Genomic DNA, 24,740 nt, shown 5'->3' on the forward strand with positions numbered 1-24,740 from the left:
AGGACGTAACGGGCATTATTCGGCGGCGACGAGCCGTTCGACGGCGGCCTTCTTGAGCTTGAAGTCGAAGTTGAGCACCAGATCGGTGTCGGCGCCGGCGGGGGCCTTGGCGAACTTGCCGATCAGGCTCTGCTTCACGGCGAACACCGAGTCGTTGTCGAGGTACTTGGTCTCGGAATCGTAGATCTGCGAGATCAGCGATTGATAGCCGTCCTTCGAAAGCATGAAGTGGATGTGGCCCGGACGCCAGGGATGGTGGCCCATATATTTCAGCAGCTCGCCGCCGGCGCCGTCATAGGGGATCGGGTAGGGCTCGGGGCGAAGCGCCACGAAGGCATATTCGCCGTTGGCGTCGGTCGTGAAGCGTCCGCGCAGATTGTAGGCCGGCTGTTCCGGATCCTGCAGGTCATAGAGGCCGTTCGGCGCGTCTTCCCAGACGTCGATCGTGACGCCTTCGATCGGTCGCCCCGCGGTGTCGCTGATGCGCCCGCTGACCTTGACGGTCTGCGCGTTGTCGAACGCCTTCTTGATGATGGAGGCGCCCTTGGCCAGCACCGGCGGGTTTTCCCGATAGAACGGCCCGAGCACGGTGGATTCGCTCTCGCCGTCGGTGACGCGGTGGTCGAGCATGTCGACAAGCACCTCGACGCCGAGAATGTCGGCGATCAGGATGAACTCGTTGCGCTTCTCGTCCGAGATATCGCCGGCGCGGCGCAGGAATTCGCATGCGGCGAACCACTCGGCGAAAGTCAGGTCGACCTCCTTGCAGAAGCCGTGCATGTGGCGGATCAGGCTCGTCATGATCTGCCGGTTGCGATCCGGAATGTCCTTCGAGAGCGCGGCGATCACGTGGTCGGTGATGGTGTCCTTGTTGACGTTCAGCATGGTCGTTTCCTCCTTTTCTTGCAGTTTGCTCAAACTTGCATCCCCGTTTTCGGGAATATCGGTCGCTGGTCTCACCAGACAAATTCATAAGCAGCGTTCTCCAGCATCGCGGGCGCCGGGTGCGGATCGGCAAGGCCGCCGAAGCGGCCGCGGCAGAACAGCAGCGGCTTCTTGCTGGGCTCCAGTGCCATCTCGCGAACGTGGCCGAGAAAGATGGTGTGGTCGCCCGCGACGATCTCATCCGCGAGATCGGTCACGAAATACGCCGCCGCGTTGGCGATGACGGGCAGCTCGTTGCGGCGCTCGAGCACGTCGCAGAGGTCGAGCTTGGGCTTGCCGGCGAAATGCCAGGCGAAATCCTCCATGCCCTCGGCGAGGATGCTGACCGCAAAGCGGCCGGTCTTCTGGATGTTGCCGAGCATCTTCGCGCTTTTCGCGATCGAGATCGCGACCAGCGGCGGATCGAGCGAGACCGACATGAAGGCGTTGGCCGTCATGCCGTGATCGCGGCCCTCGCAATGCGTCGTGATGATGGTGACGCCGGTGCCGAACTGGCCACAGGCATTGCGCAACTCTCGCGGATCGATGGCGGTCATTGGCTTGCGACCTCGAGTTGGGCCAAACCGGATCGGTCGGCCGGTGGCGCGGTCACGATATCTCTCCAGTTTTCCAGCGTCGCCGCGGCGGCGGCAAGGCCGGATCGCCGCAAGGCGCGGATCCGGCTGCTGGAGACGATCTCGCCATTGCCACAGCGCACCGGCGGCAGGATGCGCGTGTTGAAGTGCTGCCGCAGCAGCAGGGCGGTGCCGCCCTTGCAGGACCCGAAGCGGAAATCCTCGCCGACGATCACCTCACGCGGCTGCAGCTTATGCAACTCGGTGAGGAAATCGAGCGCGGTGCGCCGGACGAAGATCTGGTTGAAATCGGCGACGACGACGTGGTCAGGCGCGAATGTTGCGATGCGCTCGAGCTTTTCGCGAAGCGAAATCAGCGGCTCGGCCTGGCCGAAATACACCTTTGGCGGCGGATCGAAGGTGTAGATCACGGCTGGAATGCCGCGGCGCCGCGCTGCCGCGATGGTCTGCCGCAGCAGTTCCTGATGGCCGCGGTGGACGCCGTCAAATGCGCCGATGGTCACGACGGAGGCATCGAGGGTCAATTCCCCATCGCGATGGAAAGCGACAGCACTGCTGTCAAAACCCTTGCCCATGGTTCGCTCCCTTGCCGTGCTGCGTCAGCTGCGGCGTTGCGCCGGCCGAACGATCCTTGCCGTCCGGTCCGTGCCATCGAGTCATAGCCCGAGCCGGGCCGGTCCGCGCGGTATGGTGTGATACCTTTCGCCCGCTCCGGGTGAGCGCGTAGCGTTTCCTCCGATGTCACGCCGTCCAAGAGCGTGACGAGATGGTCTTGGGGCCGGTGTGACAACGCCGCCGGTCCAACGACACAAGCGGAGGAGAAACCCATGACTACTGCGGCAGCCCTGCGGGCCGACGTGCCTGCGTCAACCACCAGCGTCTATACCGGTGCGGAATTCCTGGACAGTATCCAGGACGGCCGGGAAATCTACATCTACGGCGAGCGCGTCAAGAACGTCACCCAGCATCCAGCCTTTCGCAATTCGGCGCGGATGGTGGCGCGCTGGTACGACCGCTTCCATGAGAAGAAGGATCAGATCGGCGTCTTGACCGACACCGGCTCGGGACAGCTGACCCATCCGTTCTTCCTCGGCTCGAAAACGGCCGACGACCTCGTCAAGGGCCGCGACGCGATCGCCGAATTGCAGAAGGTTTCTTTCGGCTGGATGGGCCGCTCGCCGGACTACAAGGCGTCGTTCCTCGGCACGCTGGGGGCGAATTCAAGCTTCTATGGTGACTACGCCGGCAATGCAAAGAAATGGTACGCCCGGACCCAGGAGCGTCTCGACTTCTGGAATCATGCCATCGTCAATCCACCGATCGATCGCGACCGCGCCATCGAGGAGGTGCGCGACGTCTTCATGCATGTCGAGAAGGAGACCGACGCCGGCCTGATCGTGTCGGGCGCGAAGGTGGTGGCGACCGGGTCGGCGCTGACGCACTACAATTTCATCGCCCACTACGGCATTCCGATCAAGGACAAGTCGTTCGCGCTGATCTTCACGGCGCCGATGGATGCCAAGGGCATCAAGCTGATCGCCCGCTCGTCCTACGAATTCACCGCGGCGGCGACCGGCTCGCCGTTCGACTATCCGCTGTCCAGCCGCTTCGACGAGAACGATTCGATTCTCGTGTTCGACAAGGTGCTGGTGCCCTGGGAGAACGTCTTCATCTATGGCGACGTCGACAAGATCAACCAGTTCTTTCCGGCGTCGGGCTTCATCCCGCGGTTCACGCTGCACGGCGTGACGCGGCTTGCCGTCAAGCTCGACTTCATCGCCGGTCTGTTCTCGATGGCCGTCGAGGCGACCGGGTCGAAGGATTTTCGCGGCGTGCAGACCGCGGTGGGCGAGGTGATCGCCTGGCGCAATCTGTTCCACGGCATTGCCGACGCGATGGTGAAGTCGCCAATCGCCTGGCAGGGGACCGATGGCTACAATCTGCCGAACCTGAACTACGGGCTGGCCTATCGCGTGTTCGCACCGATGGCCTATCCGCGGATCAAGGAATTGATCGAGCGTCATGTCGCGAGCGGCCTGATCTATCTGCCGTCGAGCTCGGCCGATCTGGAGAGCGAGGCCATCCGGCCCTATCTCGACCGCTTCGTCCGCGGCTCCAACGGCTATGCCGCGATCGACCGGATCAAGCTGCTGAAGCTGCTCTGGGACGCGGTCGGCTCCGAGTTCGGCGGCCGGCATGAGCTCTACGAGCGCAACTATGCGGGCAATTACGAGAACCTGCGCGTCGAGACGCTGATGGCCGCGAGCGCCACCGGCGACCTCGGCGCCATGCAGGATTTCGTGCGCAACTGCATGAGCGACTACGACGTCTCCGGTTGGACGGCGAAGGACCTCGTCAATCCCGACGACATCAACCTCGTCAGCCGCGGTCTGGTGCAAGGCTGACGACAAGGCTGAGCATCTGATAGACCGATCAATGGAGCCGCCGCGATCTTGCGGCGGCTCCACGCCGTTTCACCCCATTGCTGAGAGAGTTCATCATCATGCTGTTCCACGTCGAAATGGATGTGCGGATTCCGCACGATCTCCCGGTCGAGAAGGTCGATGCGCTGAAAGCGGCGGAACGGGTCCGCGCCATGGAGCTGCAGCGGACGGGGGCCTGGCGCCATCTGTGGCGGGTGGCGGGGCGCTACGCCAATGTCAGCATCTTCGACGTGTCTGGCGCGCAGGAATTGCACGACATCCTGTCCAGCCTGCCGCTGTTTCCGTTCATGGAGATCCAGGTCACGCCGCTGTGCCGGCACCCGTCGTCGATCCACGACGACGACCGGTAGCACCGGGTTGAGGCCTCCGGAGCGATTGCGTCGGGTTGGCTCCCGTTCACGTCATCCAGGGCGGGAGCGGGAGATTCTTCTTGCGGAGGAAGTCCGGATTGAAGAGTTTCGACTGGTAGCGCTGGCCACCGTCCGCAAGGATGGTGACGATGGTCTTGCCTGGACCGAGGTCGCGTGCAAGCCGCATCGCTCCCACGATGTTGATCGCGCTCGAGCCACCCAGAACCAACCCCTCATGCGCGACCAGGTCGAACAGGACGGGTAGCGCCTCCTCATCAGTGATCTGGTAGGCCATGTCGATCGGCGTGCCCTCGAGGTTCTTCGTCACACGGACCTGGCCGATGCCTTCCGTAATCGACTCACCCTCTGTCGTCAGCTCGCCCTTTGTGAACCAGTTGTAGAGGGCGGCGCCCATCGGGTCGCTCAGCGCAATCTTCACGCCGGGGTTTCGCTCCTTGAGGGCGAGCGCAATGCCACCCAACGTCCCGCCGCTGCCGACGGCGCACGTGAAGCCATCGATCTTTCCATCCGTCTGTTGCCAGATCTCGGGGCCGGTCGTGCGATAGTGGCCGTCGCGGTTGGCGACGTTGTCGAACTGATTTGCCCAGAATGCGCCCAGTTCCCCGGCGAGGCGACCGGAATAGCGTGCATAGTGGTCCGGATGGGAAGATGGCACGGCGGGCATCAGGCGCAGATCGGCGCCGCACAGCCGCAGCATGTCTTTCTTTTCCTGACTTTGCGTATCGGGCATCACGATCACGGATCGATAGCCGCGCGCATTGGCCACGAGCGCAATGCCGATGCCGACATTGCCGGCCGTGCCTTCCACGATGACACCGCCCGGCTTGAGCCGGCCGCGCTGCTCGGCGTCGTTGATGATAGCAAGGGCTGCACGATCCTTGATCGAGCCGCCCGGATTAAGAAATTCGGCCTTGCCGTAAATGTTGCAGCCCGTGATCTCCGATGCCGCGCGCAGCCTGATCAACGGCGTGTTGCCAATGGAGTCCAGAAAACCGGATCGAACGTTCATGGTTGCCCCGCCTGGCCAAACAGTAGCTTGATGCTGTTTTTCTCTTGATCTCGGAAATTTCCTTGCCGCGCGGCATGCGGGATTGGAAATCATAGTCTCTGACCGTGTCGTCATCAGACACGTCGCGTGCCGACATGCTGGAGCAGATAGCGAAACTCAATAGAGCCAGTTTTCGTGCACCGTACAATCCTCGTTTTTCGACAGTGCGACTGCAGATCACTCATGCGGTTGGTACGTTGTGTCATTTCACTGCGGAAGTTGATCCGCATCGCGCACGGACCGCACAATCGTGCGGCCATCAAGTGCGATCTGTGGATGTGCGCCCCGGATTGCCACGCGCATGCAGTGGAGACGGCATAAGCCGCCCCTGGCCTTCGTTGCGTGAGCGCTCGCGCAGCCTAATCGACGGCCGTGCGCGGGCGCCGGTGGCGGCTTGAGGTGTTGATACTGCCGGTGACGTCGGGGTAGCCGGTCAGGCTCAGCGTGTCGGCGCGGACGCCCCAGCTCTCGAGCCGATCGAGGAAGCTCATGCCGAGCAGGTTGGTCTTCATCTGCCCGCGCTGCACCACCAGCGCCGGCACCGATTTCTCGACCAGCTTGCCGACCGCGAGACGATCGAGCGTGAGCCGCGCCGCCTTGGTGTGACCGCCGGCGGTCTCGAGGTCGACATTGTATTCGAGCATGTCGGTCGGCAGCCCGATCGCCTTGGCGGTCTCCCAGGTCAGCACGACCGAGGTCGCGCCGGTGTCGATCACCATCGGCGCGCTGACGCCGTTGATCTTGGCGCGGAACGCGAACTCGCCGCCCTGGCTGCGCGCGATCTGCACCGCGGGGGCGGAGCTGGAGGTGGAGGCTGAGGCGGTGATGCTGCGGCCGAAGATCTGGGTGAGATTTTCCCTGGCGCGGGCGATCTGCTCGGGGTCGCCATAGGCGACGACGGCGCCGGCGGTTGCCATCAGCAGCACGATGACGAGGAGGATACGGGTCACGGCGCAACTCCCGCCGCAACGCCGATCATGCGCGCTTCGGACGCGGCTCCATGCGCTCGAGCCCAGCCTCGGCCATGCGCGCCGGCAGCGTCGCCATCACCGACAGCCGCTCCGTGCGGTCCATCTTGTGCCAGCGCGCGATCTCCGGAAGCGTGCGGCCACAGCCGAAGCAGAGCTTCGTCCTGGGGTCCATCATGCAGACTGCGATACACGGCGTCTCTGAGCTCATTGTTCAAGTGTTGAACGGTTTCGGCGGCCGGTGCAAGCCGGCTGACGTGGGATGCTGCATCACGCCTCGGCTTTTTGTCGCGAGCATGGTCCCGGCGCGAACGCCTTGGGTTTATTGCCAAAGCGTTTCCGAGCGAAGTGGAGACCGGTTCGCGTAAAGAAAACGCGTCAGAACCAAAGTCTAGAGCCCCGTTCCGAATCCATCGGAACGGAAAGGGCTCTAGCGATAACCGCGTCACGATCTTCCGCGACATGCTCTACAATCCGGTGCCGGCACTCATGATCGACTTGCGGCGCACGCGTTTCCGGTCGGCGCCCATCGTGGGCTCGACGGGCTCCGGCGGCTGCATCGGCGGTGCTTCCTCCGCCATCGGCGCCAGCGCGCTCATCACCCGTTCCGGCGGCAAGGTGACGATCACCTCGGTGCCGATGCGCAGCTTCGACTTCAGCGTGAAGGTGCCGCCATGCATGTCGATCAGGCTCTTCGCGATCGGCAGGCCGAGGCCCGCGCCCTGTTCCGCCGACTTGATCGAGTTGGAGCCCTGGCCGAAGGAGGCCAGCACGACCGGGATCTCGTCCTCGGCGATGCCGCTTCCGGTGTCCTTGACGCTCAGATATTGCCCGCCCGACGCGGTCCAGCCGACCTTCAGCCAGATTTCGCCGCCTTGCGGGGTGAACTTGATCGAGTTGGAGAGCAGGTTGAGCACGACCTGTCGGATGGCGCGCTCGTCGCCCCAGATCCTCGGCATGCCGTGCTCGAACACCTCGTGGATGGTGATGCCACGGCTGGAGGCGCGCAGCTTCAAGAGATGGTGGCAGTCGGCGACGACATGCACGAGCGCCACGGCCTCCTCGTTCAGCTCGTAGCGGCCGGCCTCGATCCGCGACAGGTCGAGGATCTCGTTGATGAGATTGAGCAGATGCACGCCGGAATTATGGATGTCGGCGGAATATTCCTTGTAGACCGGCACGGTATGTGCGCCGAAGATCTCGCTCTTCATCACCTCGGAGAAGCCGAGGATGGCGTTGAGAGGCGTGCGCAGCTCGTGGCTCATCTGGGCGAGGAAGCGCGACTTGGCGACGTTGGCGGATTCGGCACGGTGGCGCGCCTCGTCGGAGATCGCCTTGGCCTGCTCCAGTTCGCCGATCAGCGCATCCTTTTCGGCGCGGGCCTCCAGCGTCGCCAGCGTGGTCGAATGCAGGCGGTGCGCGAGCAGGGCAAAATAGCCTTCGGCGGCAAGCGCGAGCAGCGCCAGCACGTAATTGTCGAACGCGCCGTTGAGCACGAGGTCGAGCGCGATCCCCACCGTCACCGGAACGGTCGCCGCAAGGGCTGCGATCGGCAGGCTCGCGGCCAGCATGCTGGAGACCGCGATCACCAGCAGCATCAGGAACATCATCAGCGTGTTGGAGGCGAGATCGCGCCCGGCGGGGTGGATCAGGATCGCGGTCCAGCACAGGCCGTAGAGCAGGTCGAGCAGCACGAAGCGCGTCCGCCATTTGCGGGTGACCGCGACCGAGGTCGGTTCGGCGAGGAAGCGGGAACAGCTGCGGATGATGGCGAGATGGACGCAGAGGATGCCGATCGTCCAGGCGCCGGCCACGATCGGCTTCATCCAGAGGCCAAACAGCACGCCGGTTGCCACCACGAGCAGCATCACGACGTAGGACGCCGACATGCGGGTCTGGGCGTATTGGCGGAGCAGTTCCGCGTCGAACGCCGGGCGGGTTCCACTGGTTGACGTTAACCGATCCCGCGCCTCGCGCACCCGCTGCGCAGCGACGCGCCGGCTGTTCACCGGCACCGTCACCTGAGGTCCTGCCGGAAGCGCTACAACTTCAGGCTTTTCTGCGGGATTACTCATCAACAACACAAATCCTGCCCACGAACCGCGCGGGCTTTTTGCATTGTCTATCTGTGACGCTAAATCATTAAGCGATGACTTAAAGAGCTAAGGAAAAGCGTAAACGGGGAGTTAAATTAACTTTTGCGCCGGGGGCTGCGCTGTTGGGCGATGGCGGGCGCACACGCGCACGCCGGGTCTGATAATTCCATGTTGTCATGGCCGGGCTAAACAGTTGTCCCGGCCATCCACGTCTTGCTTTTCGTGGATCCAAAGAGGTGGATGCCCGGGACCAGCCCGGGCATGACGAGATTGTGGGAAGCGTTAGCGCTGCAAACGGGCCAGCAGGCTCGACGTGTCCCAGCGCTTGCCGCCCATCTTCTCGACCTCGGCATAGAACTGGTCGACCAGCGCGGTTGCGGGCAGGGTGGCGCCGTTGCGGCGGGCTTCCGCCAGCGCAATCGAGAGGTCCTTGCGCATCCACTCGACCGCGAAGCCGAAATCGTACTTGCCCTCGTTCATGGTCTTGTAGCGGTTTTCCATCTGCCAGGACTGCGCCGCGCCCTTGGAGATCGTCTCGATCACGGCGGCGACGTCGAGGCCGCTCTTCTTGGCGAAGTGGATGCCCTCCGACAGGCCCTGAACGAGACCTGCGATGCAGATCTGGTTGACCATCTTGGTCAGCTGGCCGGCGCCGGCCGGGCCGAGCAATTTGCACATCCGCGCATAGGCGCCGGTGATGATCGGCTCGGCACCTGCATAGGCGTCTTCGCTGCCGCCGCACATCACCGTCAGCACGCCGTTCTCGGCGCCGGCCTGGCCGCCGGACACCGGCGCGTCGACGAATTTGAACCCGGCCTTGGTCGCGGCGGCATCGAGCTCGCGGGCGACCTCGGCGGAGGCGGTGGTGTGATCGACGAAGGTTGCGCCCTTCCTGACCCCGGCGAAGGCGCCGTCGGGGCCGATCGTGACCGAACGCAGGTCGTTGTCATTGCCGACGCAGCACATCACGAAATCCTGGCCTTCGGCGGCGGCCTTCGGGGTCGGCGCGGTCTTGCCGCCGAACTTGTCGGCCCATTCCTTCGCCTTCGCCGCGGTCCGGTTGTACACGGTGACCTCATGGCCGCCTTTTTTCACGAGGTGTCCCGCCATCGGGAAACCCATTACGCCGAGACCGAGGAAAGCGACTTTAGCCATGTCTGTTACCTTGTGATTTGCCGTGGTGATCGCCCCTTGAGACCGCCGGAAAACGTCGCGGCGGGCAGGGCATTCCGTCCATGGAAGGAGCCGCACCATACCCCCTGTGCAGCGGAGGGCAACGGCCTTGGTGGGATGGCAGAAGGCGGTTTTGTGCTAGGATTGGCCCACCAACGAACTTCACAAAAAAGGGAGTGTCTCGCATGGGCATGAGCGTCGGTGTGCTCGATCATTTCAATATCCGGACCCGGAATCTCTCGGCCACGGTGCGGTTCTACGAGGATATTCTGGGCCTGGAAAAGGGCGCGCGGCCGAACTTCGCGTTCCCCGGTGCGTGGATGTACAGCGAGGGAAAGGCGGTCGTGCATCTGGTCGATATTTCGGCGACCGACGAGGCACAAAAGCCTGACTCGGGCGTCGTCCATCACGTCGCCTTTGCCAGCCAGGGCTTCGATGGGATGAGGCAGCGGCTTCAGTCCAAGGGCATGGAATTCGACTCGCGCCAGGTTCCCGGCGGCGATCTCTGGCAGATCTTCGTCAACGACCCCAACGGGGTCATGATCGAGCTGAACTACGAGGCCGCCAAGGAAGGCGGCTCGGCGGCGCCGGCCGAGCGGCGGGACGACGTCGGAGCGAGGTAGCCTTTTGCGCTGCAACGCTCTATGGGTCGGTCTCTTGGGCATGATCCGGAAAAGTGCGAAGCGGTTTTCCGAACAAGATCATGCCGACTAAAATGTCCAGGAGATGCGCGGTGAGCGTGACGCAGCAACAGGTTCTCGATTGCCTTGTCAAGGTGATGTCGCCACGCGGCACAGCCTTGACCAACGCCAATGTGCTGTCGGCGATCACGGTCACCGACGGCAAGGTGTTCTTCTCGATCAATGTCGACGCCGCGGAGGCCCGCGCCTGGGAGAGCGTGCGTGCGCAGGCCGAGAACGCCGTGCGCGCCATTCCCGGCGTCAGCGTCGCGATGATCGCGCTGACCGCCGAGCGCAAGGCGGGCGGTGCGGCGCCGGCGCCGCGGCCGGCCAGCGGCGTCCCGCCGGCGTCCGCCCATCGTCATCCGCATCCGCCCGGCGGGCAATCGCCGATGGCCCGGCAGGCCGAGATCCCCGGCATCTCCGCCGTCATCGCCGTCGCCTCCGGCAAGGGCGGCGTCGGCAAGTCTACCACCGCGCTCAACCTCGCGCTCGGTCTGCGCGATCTCGGCCTGCGCGTCGGGCTGCTCGACGCCGACATCTATGGCCCATCGGTGCCGCGGCTGACCGGCATCCGCGAGAAGCCGCAGCTCAATGACGACAAGAAGATGGTCCCGCTGCAGCGCTTCGGCCTGTCGATCATGTCGATCGGTTTCCTGGTCGAGGAGGACACCGCGATGATCTGGCGCGGGCCGATGGTGATGTCGGCGATCACCCAGATGCTGCGCGACGTCGCCTGGGGCACGCTCGACGTGCTCGTGGTCGACATGCCGCCCGGCACCGGCGATGCCCAGCTCACGCTGGCGCAGAACGTCCCGCTCAAGGGCGCCGTCATCGTCTCGACCCCGCAGGACCTCTCGCTGATCGACGCCCGGCGCGGGCTTGCGATGTTCAAGAAGGTCAACGTGCCGGTGCTCGGCATCGTCGAGAACATGAGCTATTTCCAGTGCCCGCATTGCGGCACCCGCTCGGATATCTTCGGCCATGGCGGCGCTCGCCACGAGGCCGAGAAGCTGGGGGTGCCGTTCCTCGGCGAAATCCCCCTGCACATCGCGATCCGCACCGCCTCCGATTCCGGCAACCCGGTGGTCGAGAGCGAACCGGACGGCCCGCACGCAGCGATCTACCGCGCGATCGGCGGCAAGGTCCGCGAGCAGCTGCAAGGCGTCATCGCGGCAGCCTGAGCCTGCGCTGCCGTCCCGCTGGGCCGATTGGCCGCGAAGCGTCCGGAGCCCGGCGGGCCTTCTTCACAGGCCTGTGGCCCTTGGTGCCTTTGGACGATTGCTGAATCGGTTCCGGCCTGTATGTTTATGCAGGAGTGGCCGAATCGCACCACCCTTCGATCAGCGGAAGGCGGCCACGGCGTGAAGCCAAAACTGCGGAAGGGGCCGTGAGGCGACCATCGACATGGCAGCATCACGTGAAGCAAACAAACAGCACCGCAAACATCTGACGCGGGAGAAGCGCGCAGAGGCCTCCCGGCTGGCATTCAACATGGCCAAGAAATCCGACTCGATCGGCGAGGCTGCCGAGGCGATCGCCAAGACGTATGGCGTCAGCAAGACAACCGCGCAAAGCTGGATCCGGCGCGGGCGGTATTTGGCTGATCAAGCCAAGAAGGCGCGGGAGACGACGCGGCGCTGATTGCCCCGTAACCCGGTGGTTGAGCGCGGACCGGACGGCCCGCACGCGGCGATTTACCGCGCGGTCGGCGGCAGCTCCGCGGCCACCTGCCAGGCGTCATCGTCGCTGCCTGAAGGCGCATTTTCCGGCTGATTTCCAGCCTCATCAGACTTTCGTTTAATTGGCGCGGTCATGCCATTGTCGCGTTTCCGTGAAGCCGCCTTCCGTGTTAAAGGGCCGACCCAGAGCGCCTCGGCAGGCCTTCACGCGCCTGCCGGAGAACTGCTTGCGGTCAATGGGAAACGCCCCTGAAGGAGAAGTCTTACGATGAAGCGTCGTGATTTTTTGAAAGTTTCTGCGGCCGGTGCTGCCGCGACGGCGGTTGCCGCGCCGGCGATCGCGCAGTCCTCGCCTGAAATCAAGTGGCGCCTGACCTCGAGCTTCCCGAAGTCGCTGGACACCATCTATGGCGGTGCCGTCGAGCTGTCGAAGTACGTCGCCGAAATGACCGACAACAAGTTCCAGATCCAGGTGTTCGCGGCCGGTGAAATCGTCCCCGGCCTGCAGGCACTGGACGCGACCTCCAACGGCACGGTCGAGATGTCGCACACCGTCGCCTACTACTATGTCGGCAAGGACCCGACCTTCGCGATCTACGCCTCGGTGCCGTTCGGTCTCAATGCCCGCATGCAGAACTCCTGGTGGTACCAGGGCGGTGGCCAGGAGCTCGGCAACGAGTTCTTCAAGAAGTTCGGCGTGATCGGTTTCCCGACCGGCAACACCGGCACCCAGATGGGCGGCTGGTTCCGCAAGGAGATCAAGACCGTCGCCGACATGTCGGGCCTGAAGATGCGCATCGGCGGCATTGCCGGCCAGGTGCTGCAGAAGGTCGGCGTGGTGCCGCAGCAGCTTGCCGGCGGTGACATCTATCCGGCGCTCGAAAAGGGCACCATCGACGCGGCCGAGTGGGTCGGTCCCTATGACGACGAGAAGCTCGGCTTCCAGAAGGTCGCCAAGTACTACTACTATCCGGGCTTCTGGGAAGGCGGTCCGACCGTGCACTCCTTCGTCAACCTGGAGAAGTGGAACGCGCTGCCGAAGAACTACCAGGCGATCCTGGCCAACGGCGCCGCCAACGCCAACAGCTGGATGGCCGCGCGCTACGACATGCAGAACCCCTCCGCGCTGAAGCGGCTGGTTGCCGGCGGCACGCAGCTGCGTCCGTTCACCAACGAGGTGCTCGAGGCCTGCCTCAAGGCGACCAACGAGCTGTGGGGTGAAATCTCGGCCAAGAATGCCGACTTCAAGAAGTCGATCGATGCCATGCAGGCGTACCGCTCCGACCAGTATCTGTGGTGGCAGGTCGCCGAATACACCTTCGACAGCTTCATGATCCGCTCGCGCACCCGCGGCTGATCGGCACGGCGTTTCGGATGAGCGTTCGCGTAGAGAGAACGCAGGCAAACAAGAACCAAGGGCTTCGGTCCTAGGATCGAAGCCCGCCACGAGCTTCGAGCAAAAATAACCCGGCCTCCGCAACGAGGCCGGGTTTTTTGCGTCTGGCATTCGGGAAGGGGATGTTCCATGCTCGCATCCGAAGCCTCGGCACGAAGGCGGCGTGTGATCGGTCATCGGTCATGACGGCAAAGAAAAGCGGCGCGACGATCGAAAGCAGTCGACGCTCGGACAACACAATCGAACAGGGCAGGATTCAAATGAAGCGAAGAGATTTCATCAAGGTCACGGGTCTGGGCGTCGCCGGCGCAGCCACGGTCGCAGCTCCCGCGATCGCGCAGTCGATGCCGGAGCTCAAGTGGCGCCTGACGACGAGCTGGCCGAAGTCGCTCGACACGCTGCACGGCGGCGCCGAGCTGATGGCGAAGGCGGTGGGTGAAGCCACCGACAACAAATTCCAGATCCAGACCTTTGCCGCCGGCGAGATCGTGCCCGGCCTGCAGGTGCTCGACGCCGTGCAGAACGGCACCGTCGAGATGGGGCACACCGCGCCCTACTATTATTTCGGCAAGGACCCGACCTTCACCTTCGGCTCCGCGGTGCCGTTCGGACCCAACATGCGCCTCAACCAGGCCTGGTTCATGCTGGGCGGCGGCAAGGACCTGCTCAACGAGTTCTACAAGAGCTACAACGTCACCTCACTGCTCGCCGGCAACACCGGCTGCCAGATGGGTGGCTGGTTTCGCAAGGAGATCGCCAGCGTCGACGATCTCAAGGGCCTCAAATTCCGCATCGGCGGCTTTGCCGGCAAGGTGATGCAGAAGCTCGGCGCGGTGCCGCAGCAACTCGCCGGGGGCGACATCTATCCGGCGCTGGAGAAGGGCACGATCGATGCGGCCGAGTGGGTCGGTCCCTACGACGACGAGAAGCTCGGCTTCTACAAGGTCGCGCCGAACTACTACTTCCCCGGCTGGTGGGAAGGCGGCCCCATGCTGGTGGCGATGATCAACCTCGACAAGTGGAACGCGCTGCCGAAGCATTATCAGTTCGTGCTCGAGCAGGCCGGCCATCTCGCCAACAACTGGATGATGGCGCGCTACGACCAGGCCAATCCGATCGCACTGAAGAAGCTGCTCGCGGTCGGCACCAAGCTGCGTCCGTTCCCGGCCGCGGTGATGGAGGCTTCCTTCAAGGCCGCCAAGGAGCTCCATGCCGAGGTTTCGGCGACCAATGCCAACTTCAAGAAGGTCTATGACTCGCTGACCTCGTTCTCCAACAACGGCTATCAATGGTTCCAGGTCGCCGAGGTCGGCTACGACAACTTCATGGCGCGCCACTCGCAGGCGTGATTGCTGCGAGGTTGGACAGGAAGACAGAAATCAGCCTCGGAGCGAAAGCTTCGGGGCTTTTCCATGCCGCGATCACGGCTGCGGCGCGGCTTGCGAAGACGCATGACCGCCGGTCGCTGGCCGTGGCGGCAGCTGCCAGTTCTCGATCTCCGGGCGCGAACGCGGAATCCGTTATATTATCGTGGCTAACTGACGTCAGCCTTACACGGGCGCAATCAAAGGCGCCTGGCGTGGATCTTGATCGCAGCGGGTAGGCGGTATCTGTTTTCAGGGCAGTAACACTGGCTGGAGCAACATGCGCTTGTGTCGCCATCGAGACGTCACCTTCGCATGCGTCTTGTTTTGACGACAGCAAGCAGAAGATCGATTGAATGAAGTCAGGATTGCTGCGATGCGCCTTCTGATCGTCGAGGACAATGTCGAGCTCTCGCGGCTGCTCGCCAGCGGGCTGATGGCGGCGGGATACGAGTCCGATGTCGTCAACAGCGTTGCCGAGGCGCGCGGTGCGCTGCGCAGCGTCAGCTATGCCGCCATGATCCTCGATCTCGGACTGCCCGACGGCGATGGCTTGTCGGTGCTGTCGGAGCTTCGCCGCAAGACCGATCCGCTGCCGGTCCTGGTGCTGACCGCGCGGGGCGGCCTGCAGGATCGGGTCAGCGGCCTGCGCAGCGGCGCGGACGACTATCTGGCGAAGCCGTTCGCGCTGGAAGAGCTGGTGGCGCGGCTCGAAGCCATCCTGCGCCGGCCCGGCCAGCTGCTCGGCTCCTCGCTGAAGCTTGCCAATCTGGTCTACGACACCGAGAGCAAGCAGGTGTTCGTCGACGGCGCTCCGCACGTGTTCTCGGCGCGTGAAACATCGGTGCTGGAGATCCTGCTGCGGCGGCAGGGGCGGGTGGTGCCGAAGAAGAATGTCGAGGACCACATCTTCGGCCTGTCCGGCGAGGTCGCCTCGAACGCGGTCGAGGTTTACGTGTCGCGGCTGCGCAAGCTGCTCACCGAGCACCGCGCCAGGGTCATCATCCACACCATTCGGGGCGTCGGTTATCTGATGGCGGAGGAGAAGTAGGCGTGTTCCGCTTCAAGTCGCTGACGTCGCGGATCGTGTTCCTGCACATCGTGGCGGTCGCGGTCGCGGCGATCTTCCTGCCGCTGCTGCTGCTGTGGCTGTTGAATTCGGAGATCAATCAGCTGCATCGCGAAGCGATGCGCGACCAGGCCGCCGATCTCGGCCAGAACCTCTCGGTCGATGCCACGGGCAAGGTGCAGCTCAATTTGCCGGACAGCCTGAGGGGGCTCTATTCCGACGCCTATGGCCGCTACCGCTACGACATCTACGATGCCGACGATCATCTGCTGTTTTCGTCGCATCGCGAGCCGCCGCGACTGCCGGCCTTGGCCAACCGGATTTCCGGTGCCAGCGTCACCAGGCTGCTCGGCGGCCAGACGTTGCGCATCCTGGTCGCCGAGGACCTGTCGCATCGCGACGTCATCATCGACGACATCGTCTCCAATTTCTTCCGGCGGGTTGGCTGGATCACCATCCCGATCCTTCTGATCCTGCTTGCGACCGACATCCTGATCTTCCGCCGCGCGGTGATTCCGCTGTTGCGGGCCTCGGAGGAGGCGAGAAGCATCGGACCGGCAAGGACCGATATCCGCCTTCCGACGGAGGGGATTCCGAGCGAGATCCTGCCGCTGGTGACGGCCGTCAACCAGGCGTTCGATCGCCTTGAGGAAGGCTTTCACGTGCAGCGCCAGTTCACAGCCGATGCCGCGCATCAGCTGCGCACGCCGCTTGCGATCCTCAGGACCCGGATCGAGACGCTCGATGCGGCCAAGGGGACCAGGGAGCTGCATGCCGACATCGAGAGCATGAGCCGCATCGTCAGCCAGCTGCTCGAGATCGCCGAACTCGACACGCTGGTGCTTGATCCCGGCGAGACCGCGGATTTGCGCGCGGTGTGCGCCGAGGTGGTCGGCTCGATCGCGCCCTACGCGCTGGCGCAGCACAAGGACATCGCGCTGCGCGGCACCGACAGTCCGGTGCAGGTCAGGGGCAATGCGGAGATGCTGCAGCGCGCGATCTTCAATCTGGCGGAGAACGCCATCAAGTATACCGCCGATGCGACCTCGGTCGATGTCGAGGTGCACGACAACGGCTCGGTGCAGGTGCGCGACTGCGGGCCGGGGATTGCGCCCGCCGAGCAGGGCCTGATCTTCCAGCGCTTCTGGCGTCGCGATCGCCAGCGCACCGACGGCGCGGGGCTCGGCCTCTCGATCGTGCGCGGCGTCGTCGAGGATCACGATGCGACGGTGCGGGTGGAGAACCTGCCGTCCGGCGGCGCCCAGTTCACGCTGAGCTTCCGCCTCGCCAAGCCAGAGCCGGCGGCGTCCTGAGCCGGCCCGCGAACGTGCCGTAAGCCTGCCGGTCTATTTCACCTTGCCGTCGGACAGATCCACGATCATGCGCGTGGTCAGATACAGGCGCGGCACGATGCTGTTGATCTGCACGTATTCGGCATCGTTGGAGTGCGCGCCGAAGCCCGACAGGCCCATGCCTTCGACCACGGCCCCCTTGGTCTTGAGCGCGGCAAACGCCGCATCGGTGCCGCCGCCGGTGGCCCGCTCGGCGACGTTCAGAGACAGGCCCAGCTCCTGATAGATCGTCTTGCCGTGGCCGGCCATACGGCGCGAGGCGTCGCTCGCTTCGAGCGGCGGACGGCGCACCTCGAACTTCACGTCCACCCTGGAGTCCGGCAGCAGGCGATTCTTGATCTTGTCCTGCAGGGCCTTCTCGAGCTCGTCGAAATCCGCCACGTTGAGCGCACGCGCATCGGCCTGGGCGGTGGCTTCGGCGGGGATCACGTTGCGGTTGGTGCCGGACTTGGACACCGTCCAGTTCAGCTTCAGGCCCTGCTCCGGCTTGGACAGGTCCTTCATCTGCAGCACCTGGTGTGACAGCTCATAGAGCGCATTCACGCCGCCTTCGGGCCTGGCGCCCGCATGCGACGACTTGCCGTGCACCGTGAGGTAGGCCGAGCCGATGCCGCTGGTGGCGAGGCGCAGCGTGCCGTCGGTGCCGCCGCCCTCGAACGAGAACACGGCATCCTGCTCCGCGGCGAGGCGGGTGATGGTGCTGCGCCAGCCGGGCGAAGAGATCTCCTCGTCGCCATTGATCAGCACCGTGAGCGTGCCGTAATTTTTGAAGTTCAGCTTCTGCAGCAACGCCACGGCGTGGAGAATGGTGGCGACGCCCTGCTTGTCGTCGGCAATGCCGAGCCCATAGGCCTTGTCGCCATCAATGCGGAAGGGTTGGTCCTTCAGCATGCCCTTGAGATACACCGTATCCATGTGCGCGATCAGCATGATCTTCGCGCTGCCGGTGCCCTTGAAGACGGCCTGCACGGCCGGGCCGATCTTCTCGGGGGTGTCGTCGAGGCGGTAGACATCGGTGGTCTGCAGGATATCGACCGCGCCGCCGAGCTGCTTGAGCTGGCCGGCAACGCGCTCGGCAAGCTGGTTGAGGTCGTCGATGTCCTTGCTGCCGGATTCGATCTGCACGAGGTCGCGCAGAGTGTCGAGCAGCGGCTGCTGCTCCTGTTGCGCCAGGGCGCGAAGGTCGGCTGCGTGCGCCGCGGGTGCGGCAAGCGCCAAACCAAACGACAACATCAGCGGGCGAATGAGCGAGCGGGCGGGAAGCAATTGGGGCATGGCGGCGATCTGTGAGTTGGAGAACGATCCGTATCCCCGTCTTCACAGGCCTCGCCGACGCCGTCAACAGCGGCGTGCCTTGCGCCCGCAAGCGCGTTTTCGAGCGAAGTGGACGCCGGTTCGCGTGAAGAAAACGCGTCAAAACGAGAATCCGGAGCTTCGGTTCTGATTCAATCAGAACCGAAATGCTCTGGGCAGGCCGAATGCGCTGGTGCCGGCTACTGCTTCGGCTGTCCGAAGTCGAGCGGCGGCAGGTCGATCTGCGGCACCTCGATCTTGACCTTGTTGAGGTCGACATCGAGCGGCTTGTCGAGCAGTCCGGTGACGACGACCGGGAATGCAATCACCAGCGCCACCATGATCGCCTGCAGGCCGATCCAGGGCATTGCGCCCCAGTAGATGTCAGAGCTCTTCACTTCCTTCGGTGCCACGCCGCGCAGATAGAACAGCGCGAAGCCGAACGGCGGATGCAGGAACGAGGTCTGCATGTTGACGCAGAGCATCACGCCGAACCAGATCAGCGCGGCGTCGGGACCGACCACCGGCGCCAGCACCTTCTGCGCGATCGGCGCGATCATCGGCAGGATGATGAACGCGATCTCGAAGAAGTCGAGGAAGAACGCCAGGAAGAAGATGAACAGGTTGATGAAGATCAGGAAGCCCCAGACGCCGCCGGGCAGCGAGGTCAGATGGTGCTCCAGCCAGGTGCCGCCGGATACGCCGAGGAACACGACCGAGAAGCAGGTCGAGCCGATCAGAATGAAGGTGACCATGCAGGTGATCCGCATGGTGGTCTCGTAGCCCTGCTTGATCAGGTCGCGCAGGTCCGGAATCTTGACGGCCTCGAGGCAGATCCAGACCACCGCGGCGTAGGTGATCGCGAAGGCGAGCTTGAAGAGCAGGTTCTCGCTGTAGAGCATCGCGATGATGGTGCCGATGCCGCCGGCGATCACGCCTGTTATCAGCACCTTGTTGCCGGTGGCACTGAAATCCTTGTGGTGGATGGCGGCGAGCACGATGGCGCCGACCGCGCCCATGGCGCCGGCTTCCGTCGGGGTCGCAAGGCCCATCATCATGGTGCCGAGCACGACGAAGATCAGCACCGCCGAGGGGATGATGCCGAGCAGGCACTTCTTCCACAGCGCCCAGCCGGTCAGCGTGCGCGCCTCGATCGGCACCGCCGGCACATGACTCGGCTTGAAGATGCCGAGCAGGAAGGTGTAGCCGGCGAACAGCAGGATCTGGAACACCGACGGACCCCAGGCACCGAGATACATGTCGCCGACCGACTTGCCGAGCTGGTCGGCGAGCACGATCAGGACGAGAGAGGGAGGGACAAGTTGCGTGATGGTGCCGGAGGCGGCGAGCACGCCCGTGATGTAGCGGATGTTGTAGCCGTAGCGGATCATCACCGGCATGGAGATCAGCGCCATCGCGATCACCTGCGCTGCCACCGTGCCGGTGATGGCGCCGAGGATGAAGCCGACGATGATCACGGAATAGCCGAGGCCGCCGCGGATCGGGCCGAACAACTGGCCCATCGAATCCAGCATGTCCTCGGCGAGCCCGCATCTCTCCAATATCGCGCCCATGAAGGTGAAGAACGGGATTGCCAGCAGCAGCTCGTTGGACAGCACGCTGCCGAAGATGCGGCCCGGGATCGCCTGCAGGAAGTTGAGGTCGAAGAAGCCGAGATAGATCGAGAGGAACCCGAACGACAGGCCGACCGCGGCGAGCGTGAACGCCACCGGATAACCGATCAGCATCGCTACGATCAGGCCGCCGAACATCAGTGGCGGCATCATCTCCAGCGTGATCATTGAGTCGGCCTCTCATACTTCGCGTCGATGGTCACGTAGCCCTGCAGCGCGGCGATCCGCTTGATCACCTCAGAGACGCCTTGCAGCGCAAGCATCACGAAGCCGGACGGGATAACGAACTTGATCGGCCAGCGTAAGAGGCCGCCGGCGTTGCCGCTCATCTCGCCGACCGCGTAGGCCTGGTAGAAGAACGGCCACGACAGATAGGCGAGCAGGAGGCAGGCCGGGATCAGGAAGAACAGCGTTCCGATCAGGTCGAGCCAGAGCTGGCCGCGTTCGGACAGCATCAGATACATGATCTCGACGCGGACATGCTCGTTGCGCTTGAAGGTGTAGGAGGCGCCGAACATCACGAGGATCGCGAACATGTACCACTGCGCCTCGAGCCAGCCGTTCGAGGAGTAGCTGAACGCGTAGCGGATCATGGCGTTGCCGGCACTGACCAGGCACGAGATCAGCACCAGCAGGTTGCAGATGTAGCCGATCTTCTCGTTGAGTTGGTCGATGGCCTGACTTAATGCCAACAATGGGCGCATCACGATCTCCACGGCCGCGCCATCCGCGCGCCGAATATCTCTTCAAGCATCATCTGGCCGCCGCGCGCATGCGCACGGAGCCACGGCTCACTTTCAGGAGCAGTTGCAAACGTTCGTCCTCCCCCGAAATCCGCTTCAGCCGTTCTTGGCTGCCGGGGGTCGTCGGCGGGAGCCGACGGAGGGCAGCGGCCTATGCTGGCCAGACTAGCGTGAAAGCTGATTCACCAAATCAGCGCCGTGGAACGCCGTCAATCGGAAAATGGGCAAATTGACGCCGCGGCAAACTGTTGTCCCGCCTTGGTAATCGGGGGACAGGCCGCGCGTCGGGAGGGAGGTTGAAAACTAGCCGCCGGTCACGCTCATGTGGCGGCGGACGCTCGGACGGTTGTGGCGGCGGTCGATGATGAAATCGTGCCCCTTCGGCTTCAGTCCGATGGCCCGGTCGATGGCTGCCGCCAGCAGGTCGTTGTCGGCGGAGGCGCGCAGCGGCCGGCGCAGGTCGGAGGCGTCCTCGTGGCCGAGGCAGGTGTGCAGCGTGCCGGTGCAGGTGATCCGCACCCGGTTGCAGGATTCGCAGAAATTATGGGTCATCGGCGTGATGAAGCCGAGCTTGCCGCCGGTTTCGGCGACCCGGACGTAGCGGGCGGGGCCGCCGGTGTCGTCGGAAAGATCGGTCAGCGTGTAGTGCTTCTCGAGCCGCGCGCGCATCAAGGACAGCGGCACGTACTGATCGATCCGGCCTTCGCCGATGTCGCCCATCGGCATCACCTCGATCAAGGTCAGGCCCATGCCCTTGCCGTGCGCCCATTCCATCAGCGCGGGAATCTCGTCCTCGTTCATGTTCTTGAGCGCGACCGCGTTGATCTTGACCGCAAGTCCCGCCGACCGCGCCGCCTCGATGCCCGACAGCACCTTGTCGATATCGCCCCAGCGGGTAATGGCCCGGAATTTTACGGGGTCGAGCGTGTCGAGCGAGACGTTGACGCGGCGCACGCCGCAATCGGCGAGCTCCTCGGCGAAGCGCGCCAGCTGCGAACCGTTGGTGGTCAGCGTCAATTCGTCGAGTGCGCCCGTGGTCAGATGGCGCGACAGCGAGCGCACCAGGCCCATCACGTTGCGGCGGACCAGCGGCTCGCCGCCGGTGAGGCGGATCTTGCGCACGCCCTTGGCGACGAAAGCCGAGCAGAGCCGGTCGAGCTCTTCCAGCGTCAGCAGATCGGCCTTCGGCAGGAAGGTCATGTCTTCCGACATGCAGTAGAAGCAGCGCAAGTCGCAGCGGTCGGTGACGGAGACGCGCAAATAACGGATGGTCCGGCCGAACGGGTCGGTCATCGGACGAAACAGCGTGTCGGAATGCGCTTGCGTGGATCCGTTCATTCAGTTCGGGCCTTGCAATCTGTTTCCTGGCTGCCGCGCCGTGATCGGCTCCGGCATCCGCAATCTATGCATGTTGGCGCGTTGTCACAATGCGTCCCAAGGGATGATCGTATGGATGATCCGCAACATGCAAAGCGATAAGCGAGGCATATCGCGCGATGGATGATCGCAATCGCGGATGTGCCTCGACCACATACAAAAACCCGGCTTTGGGCCGGGCTCTTGTGCAGTGCAAATCCGGTGCAGCCGCCCGCGCTAGCGCGACGGAGCGGCGGCCGGCGCCGGCGCAGCCGCGCTCGGGGCGGGGAACGCGGAGTCAGGAGCGGCGGCAGGCGCCGCAGCGGCAGCCGGCTTCGGCCTCTTCTTCCGCGCCGGCTTCTTCGCCGCGCGCGGCGGCGGGCCGGCCGGCTGCAACTCGGCGAACACTGGACTCGGATCGAGCGTGGTGGTGGCCGGCGTGGTGAAGTCGCCGGGAACGCGGGTCACGGTGACCGGCACGGTCGCCGGCTGGAACTTCGGCATGTTGAAGGTGACGGAGAAGTTGGTCTCCGGCGCCGGGATCGACACGGTGCAGGGCGTCTTGCAGCCCGGCCCGAGCGAGGTCACGGCGTCGGCGCCCGGCGGGTTCGAATCCAGCTGCACCGGCATCGGCGGCGGCGCCGACTTGAACGAATCCAATGAGAAGGAGGAGCAGCCGGCCAGGCTCAGCCCGGCGGCCGCAATCACGATGATACGACGCATGATCCACACTCTACTGCGGCAATCAGCCACAATCCCCGGAGCGGACCATAGGTGCGTCGAAACAGAGGCGCAACAGCGGGGGGCCTGCTCGTTAAAGGATGGTTAATGGCAGAATCGCATGGCTAAATATTGCCAAGCGATATCAGTATGTTGCAGAAAGTCTATGCCGCGCTCAGGCTGGCGACGGCGTCCGGCAGATCGCGCATATGGCTGATCAGCCGGTCCGGCTTGAGTTCGGTCATCGGAACGTCGGTATAGCCAAAATCGACGCCGATCACCGGGACCTGGGCGCGCCTTGCGACCCCGACATCGGGGCCGGCATCGCCGACCATGATGGCGCCGGGCAGCCGGCCGCCGGCGCGGGCCACCGTCTCGCGCAGGAACGTCGGATCGGGTTTTGCGATGCCAAAGGTATCGGCGCCGCAGATCGCGGCGAAGCGCTTGGTCAGGCCGAGCCGGTCGAGCAGCAGCTTCGACAGCCATTCCAGCTTGTTGGTGCACACCGCAAAGCGATGGCCCTTTGCCTCGAGCCGGTCGAGCGCGCCCTCGAGCCCGTCGAACGGCCGCGAGCCGTCGGCGATATGCTCGGCATAATAGTCGACGAAATCCTTGGTCAAGCGATCGAGATCACCGACGCTGACCGCGCGTCCTTCCACCTCGAGCCCGCGTTCGAGCAGCTTGCGCGCGCCGGCGCCGATCATGTTGCGCGCGGCCGCCAGCGGCACCGGCCGCAGGCCCTCGCGGTCGAGCACATGGTTCAGCGCGGCGATCAGATCGGGCGCGGTGTCAACCAGAGTGCCGTCGAGATCGAATACGACGATGGGGGGAGAGGAGGCGGACATGATGCTTTTGGCTATCGGGCCGGGCGCTGCGATGCAAGAGTAGATGTGGGCACGTCGTGAAATAGGGAGGCTGAGATGCGGGAACTTGCCGGAAAAGCCGCTTTTGTCACCGGCGCGGCCAGCGGAATCGGACTTGCGATGGCAACCGTCTTCGCCCGCGAGGGCATGAAGGTGATGCTCGCCGATATCGAAACCGGTCCGCTGGACAAGGCCGTCGATGCGCTGCGCGCCGGCGGCGCGGATGTCCATGGTGTAGTCTGCGACGTTGCCGATCCCTTGAGCGTCGATCGCGCGGCAGAAGCATCGTTCCGCGCCTTCGGCAAGGTTCATGTCCTCTGCAACAATGCCGGCGTCGCGGCCGGCGGCGGTATCGACCCGATCTCGGTCGACGACTGGCGCTGGGTGATCGACGTCAATTTGATGGGCGTCGTGCACGGCATCAGGAGCTTCCTGCCGCACATCCGCCAGCATGGCGAGGGCGGTCATATCGTCAACACGGCATCGATGGCCGGGATGAATGCCGGGCTTGGCCTGAGCCCGTATTCGGCGACCAAGTTCGCCGTCGTCAGCCTGTCCGAAGGGCTCGCCATGCAGCTCAGGCCGCTCGGGATCGGCGTCAGCGTGCTCTGTCCGAGCTTTGTGCGGACCCGGATCGGCGAGAGCGGGCGCAATCGCCCGGAGCAGTACGGCCCGACCCGTCAGCTCGATCCGGCAAGCCCGATGGCCGCTGTCGTCGCCGAGATCGCGCGTCGCCTGGAGGCCGGTCTCGACCCGGCGTCGGTTGCGGGGCAGGTGCTGGCCGCGATCCGCGACGACCAGTTCTACATTTTCACCCACCCCGGGATGCGGGCAGAGGTCGAACAGCGCTTTTCGGCGATTTTGGCCGCGATGGACGCGGTTTCGGCCTAAAGACTGGTCCGCTTGCCGCTATTCCTGCCTGCAAAACGACGCTAGATATGCGCCCGCCGGGCCACCCGATGGCGGCC

At 64.2% G+C, this 24,740-nt stretch carries 24 protein-coding genes; 10 read left to right on the top strand and 14 right to left on the bottom strand.

The features are described from left to right. Positions 1-15 precede the first annotated feature (15 nt). From ACE10X_RS18120 to ACE10X_RS18130, 3 genes are all read right to left on the bottom strand, one after another. Positions 16-885: an intradiol ring-cleavage dioxygenase gene (locus ACE10X_RS18120; RefSeq protein WP_038384011.1), complete on the bottom strand. Its 870-nt coding sequence runs from the start codon at positions 883-885 to the stop codon at positions 16-18. Between the two features lie 71 nt (positions 886-956). Next, complete coding sequence (locus tag ACE10X_RS18125) at positions 957-1,481, bottom strand: flavin reductase family protein (protein ID WP_038384012.1); 525 nt, start codon at positions 1,479-1,481, stop codon at positions 957-959. Further along, positions 1,478-2,095 carry an FAD synthetase gene (locus ACE10X_RS18130; RefSeq protein WP_244435758.1) on the bottom strand — a complete coding sequence of 206 codons (618 nt, stop codon included), beginning with the start codon at positions 2,093-2,095 and terminating at the stop codon, positions 1,478-1,480. Before ACE10X_RS18130 ends, ACE10X_RS18125 begins: the two co-directional genes overlap by 4 nt. Before the next feature lie 252 nt (positions 2,096-2,347). Between ACE10X_RS18130 and ACE10X_RS18135 the strand changes: the two genes are divergently transcribed. Beyond that, positions 2,348-3,925 (top strand): 4-hydroxyphenylacetate 3-hydroxylase N-terminal domain-containing protein, encoded by a 1,578-nt coding sequence (locus tag ACE10X_RS18135; protein WP_038384013.1) that lies wholly within the window; start codon positions 2,348-2,350, stop codon positions 3,923-3,925. 98 nt (positions 3,926-4,023) lie between these two features. Continuing rightward, positions 4,024-4,314, top strand: a complete 291-nt coding sequence (gene catC / locus ACE10X_RS18140) for a muconolactone Delta-isomerase (protein ID WP_026192617.1) — start codon at positions 4,024-4,026, stop codon at positions 4,312-4,314. 46 nt (positions 4,315-4,360) lie between these two features. Here catC and ACE10X_RS18145 read toward each other — a convergent pair whose 3' ends face one another. The 5 genes from ACE10X_RS18145 to ACE10X_RS18165 form a co-directional block, all read right to left on the bottom strand. Next, positions 4,361-5,344 carry a cysteine synthase A gene (locus ACE10X_RS18145; protein WP_038384017.1) on the bottom strand — a complete coding sequence of 328 codons (984 nt, stop codon included), beginning with the start codon at positions 5,342-5,344 and terminating at the stop codon, positions 4,361-4,363. Positions 5,345-5,742: 398 nt separating this feature from the next. Continuing rightward, positions 5,743-6,333, bottom strand: coding sequence for a TIGR02281 family clan AA aspartic protease (locus ACE10X_RS18150; protein WP_038384018.1), 591 nt, complete (start codon positions 6,331-6,333; stop codon positions 5,743-5,745). A 25-nt stretch (positions 6,334-6,358) separates the two neighbouring features. Continuing rightward, positions 6,359-6,562, bottom strand: a complete 204-nt coding sequence (locus tag ACE10X_RS18155) for a DUF1289 domain-containing protein (RefSeq protein WP_026192618.1) — start codon at positions 6,560-6,562, stop codon at positions 6,359-6,361. Positions 6,563-6,818: 256 nt separating this feature from the next. Further along, a complete protein-coding gene (locus tag ACE10X_RS18160; protein ID WP_038384019.1) occupies positions 6,819-8,426 on the bottom strand; it encodes a HAMP domain-containing sensor histidine kinase in 1,608 nt (535 codons plus the stop codon). Between the two features lie 303 nt (positions 8,427-8,729). After that, positions 8,730-9,602, bottom strand: coding sequence for an NAD(P)-dependent oxidoreductase (locus ACE10X_RS18165; RefSeq protein WP_038379824.1), 873 nt, complete (start codon positions 9,600-9,602; stop codon positions 8,730-8,732). Between the two features lie 203 nt (positions 9,603-9,805). On the opposite strand from ACE10X_RS18165, the gene ACE10X_RS18170 reads away from it, so the two are divergent. The 7 genes from ACE10X_RS18170 (at position 9,806) to ACE10X_RS18200 (ending at position 17,124) form a co-directional block, all read left to right on the top strand. Beyond that, positions 9,806-10,243 (top strand): VOC family protein, encoded by a 438-nt coding sequence (locus ACE10X_RS18170; RefSeq protein ID WP_016843272.1) that lies wholly within the window; start codon positions 9,806-9,808, stop codon positions 10,241-10,243. Positions 10,244-10,353: 110 nt separating this feature from the next. Further along, positions 10,354-11,484: an Mrp/NBP35 family ATP-binding protein gene (locus ACE10X_RS18175; RefSeq protein ID WP_038384020.1), complete on the top strand. Its 1,131-nt coding sequence runs from the start codon at positions 10,354-10,356 to the stop codon at positions 11,482-11,484. Between the two features lie 223 nt (positions 11,485-11,707). Next, positions 11,708-11,944, top strand: a complete 237-nt coding sequence (locus ACE10X_RS18180) for a hypothetical protein (RefSeq protein WP_038384021.1) — start codon at positions 11,708-11,710, stop codon at positions 11,942-11,944. A 306-nt stretch (positions 11,945-12,250) separates the two neighbouring features. Beyond that, positions 12,251-13,339: a TRAP transporter substrate-binding protein gene (locus ACE10X_RS18185; RefSeq protein ID WP_028344542.1), complete on the top strand. Its 1,089-nt coding sequence runs from the start codon at positions 12,251-12,253 to the stop codon at positions 13,337-13,339. Positions 13,340-13,638: 299 nt separating this feature from the next. Further along, the gene (locus ACE10X_RS18190) at positions 13,639-14,727 is read left to right on the top strand and encodes a TRAP transporter substrate-binding protein (RefSeq protein WP_038384023.1); all 1,089 of its coding nucleotides are present in this window, start codon (positions 13,639-13,641) and stop codon (positions 14,725-14,727) included. A 391-nt stretch (positions 14,728-15,118) separates the two neighbouring features. Continuing rightward, positions 15,119-15,793: a response regulator transcription factor gene (locus ACE10X_RS18195; RefSeq protein WP_038384022.1), complete on the top strand. Its 675-nt coding sequence runs from the start codon at positions 15,119-15,121 to the stop codon at positions 15,791-15,793. Positions 15,794-15,795: 2 nt separating this feature from the next. Then, positions 15,796-17,124 (top strand): HAMP domain-containing sensor histidine kinase, encoded by a 1,329-nt coding sequence (locus ACE10X_RS18200; protein WP_304555839.1) that lies wholly within the window; start codon positions 15,796-15,798, stop codon positions 17,122-17,124. A 33-nt stretch (positions 17,125-17,157) separates the two neighbouring features. Here the strand turns inward: ACE10X_RS18200 and ACE10X_RS18205 are convergent, their stop codons facing one another. The 6 genes from ACE10X_RS18205 to ACE10X_RS18230 form a co-directional block, all read right to left on the bottom strand. Then, positions 17,158-18,438, bottom strand: coding sequence for a M20/M25/M40 family metallo-hydrolase (locus tag ACE10X_RS18205; RefSeq protein WP_038384025.1), 1,281 nt, complete (start codon positions 18,436-18,438; stop codon positions 17,158-17,160). A gap of 218 nt (positions 18,439-18,656) precedes the next feature. Further along, positions 18,657-20,258, bottom strand: coding sequence for a TRAP transporter large permease subunit (locus ACE10X_RS18210; RefSeq protein WP_038384026.1), 1,602 nt, complete (start codon positions 20,256-20,258; stop codon positions 18,657-18,659). Further along, entirely contained in the window at positions 20,255-20,794 is a 540-nt protein-coding gene (locus tag ACE10X_RS18215) for a TRAP transporter small permease subunit (RefSeq protein ID WP_028334243.1), read from the bottom strand. Before ACE10X_RS18215 ends, ACE10X_RS18210 begins: the two co-directional genes overlap by 4 nt. A 342-nt stretch (positions 20,795-21,136) precedes the next feature. Beyond that, on the bottom strand, positions 21,137-22,171 hold the full coding sequence (gene moaA, locus ACE10X_RS18220) for a GTP 3',8-cyclase MoaA (protein ID WP_038384027.1): 1,035 nt from the start codon (positions 22,169-22,171) through the stop codon (positions 21,137-21,139). Between the two features lie 255 nt (positions 22,172-22,426). Further along, complete coding sequence (locus ACE10X_RS18225; RefSeq protein WP_038384028.1) at positions 22,427-22,912, bottom strand: PEGA domain-containing protein; 486 nt, start codon at positions 22,910-22,912, stop codon at positions 22,427-22,429. Positions 22,913-23,073: 161 nt separating this feature from the next. After that, on the bottom strand, positions 23,074-23,754 hold the full coding sequence (locus ACE10X_RS18230; protein WP_035633942.1) for an HAD hydrolase-like protein: 681 nt from the start codon (positions 23,752-23,754) through the stop codon (positions 23,074-23,076). Between the two features lie 75 nt (positions 23,755-23,829). Here ACE10X_RS18230 and ACE10X_RS18235 point away from each other — a divergent pair, with 75 nt between their 5' ends. Then, a complete protein-coding gene (locus ACE10X_RS18235) occupies positions 23,830-24,663 on the top strand; it encodes an SDR family NAD(P)-dependent oxidoreductase (protein WP_038384029.1) in 834 nt (277 codons plus the stop codon). The last annotated feature ends 77 nt before the right edge of the window (positions 24,664-24,740 follow it).

This window comes from Bradyrhizobium sp. Pha-3, from assembly GCF_042258325.1.
Lineage (GTDB): Bacteria > Pseudomonadota > Alphaproteobacteria > Rhizobiales > Xanthobacteraceae > Bradyrhizobium > Bradyrhizobium elkanii.

Bases quoted from the DNA above. Each gene is read 5' to 3' on its own strand.
- ACE10X_RS18120 (WP_038384011.1), bottom strand. From the start codon at position 885: ATGCTGAACGTCAACAAGGACACCATCACCGACCACGTGATCGCCGCG.
- ACE10X_RS18125 (WP_038384012.1), bottom strand. From the start codon at position 1,481: ATGACCGCCATCGATCCGCGAGAGTTGCGCAATGCCTGTGGCCAGTTC.
- ACE10X_RS18130 (WP_244435758.1), bottom strand. From the start codon at position 2,095: ATGGGCAAGGGTTTTGACAGCAGTGCTGTCGCTTTCCATCGCGATGGG.
- ACE10X_RS18135 (WP_038384013.1), top strand. From the start codon at position 2,348: ATGACTACTGCGGCAGCCCTGCGGGCCGACGTGCCTGCGTCAACCACC.
- catC (WP_026192617.1), top strand. From the start codon at position 4,024: ATGCTGTTCCACGTCGAAATGGATGTGCGGATTCCGCACGATCTCCCG.
- ACE10X_RS18145 (WP_038384017.1), bottom strand. From the start codon at position 5,344: ATGAACGTTCGATCCGGTTTTCTGGACTCCATTGGCAACACGCCGTTG.
- ACE10X_RS18155 (WP_026192618.1), bottom strand. From the start codon at position 6,562: ATGAGCTCAGAGACGCCGTGTATCGCAGTCTGCATGATGGACCCCAGG.
- ACE10X_RS18160 (WP_038384019.1), bottom strand. From the start codon at position 8,426: ATGAGTAATCCCGCAGAAAAGCCTGAAGTTGTAGCGCTTCCGGCAGGA.
- ACE10X_RS18165 (WP_038379824.1), bottom strand. From the start codon at position 9,602: ATGGCTAAAGTCGCTTTCCTCGGTCTCGGCGTAATGGGTTTCCCGATG.
- ACE10X_RS18170 (WP_016843272.1), top strand. From the start codon at position 9,806: ATGGGCATGAGCGTCGGTGTGCTCGATCATTTCAATATCCGGACCCGG.
- ACE10X_RS18180 (WP_038384021.1), top strand. From the start codon at position 11,708: ATGGCAGCATCACGTGAAGCAAACAAACAGCACCGCAAACATCTGACG.
- ACE10X_RS18185 (WP_028344542.1), top strand. From the start codon at position 12,251: ATGAAGCGTCGTGATTTTTTGAAAGTTTCTGCGGCCGGTGCTGCCGCG.
- ACE10X_RS18190 (WP_038384023.1), top strand. From the start codon at position 13,639: ATGAAGCGAAGAGATTTCATCAAGGTCACGGGTCTGGGCGTCGCCGGC.
- ACE10X_RS18195 (WP_038384022.1), top strand. From the start codon at position 15,119: ATGCGCCTTCTGATCGTCGAGGACAATGTCGAGCTCTCGCGGCTGCTC.
- ACE10X_RS18205 (WP_038384025.1), bottom strand. From the start codon at position 18,438: ATGCCCCAATTGCTTCCCGCCCGCTCGCTCATTCGCCCGCTGATGTTG.
- ACE10X_RS18210 (WP_038384026.1), bottom strand. From the start codon at position 20,258: ATGATCACGCTGGAGATGATGCCGCCACTGATGTTCGGCGGCCTGATC.
- ACE10X_RS18215 (WP_028334243.1), bottom strand. From the start codon at position 20,794: ATGCGCCCATTGTTGGCATTAAGTCAGGCCATCGACCAACTCAACGAG.
- moaA (WP_038384027.1), bottom strand. From the start codon at position 22,171: ATGAACGGATCCACGCAAGCGCATTCCGACACGCTGTTTCGTCCGATG.
- ACE10X_RS18225 (WP_038384028.1), bottom strand. From the start codon at position 22,912: ATGCGTCGTATCATCGTGATTGCGGCCGCCGGGCTGAGCCTGGCCGGC.
- ACE10X_RS18230 (WP_035633942.1), bottom strand. From the start codon at position 23,754: ATGTCCGCCTCCTCTCCCCCCATCGTCGTATTCGATCTCGACGGCACT.
- ACE10X_RS18235 (WP_038384029.1), top strand. From the start codon at position 23,830: ATGCGGGAACTTGCCGGAAAAGCCGCTTTTGTCACCGGCGCGGCCAGC.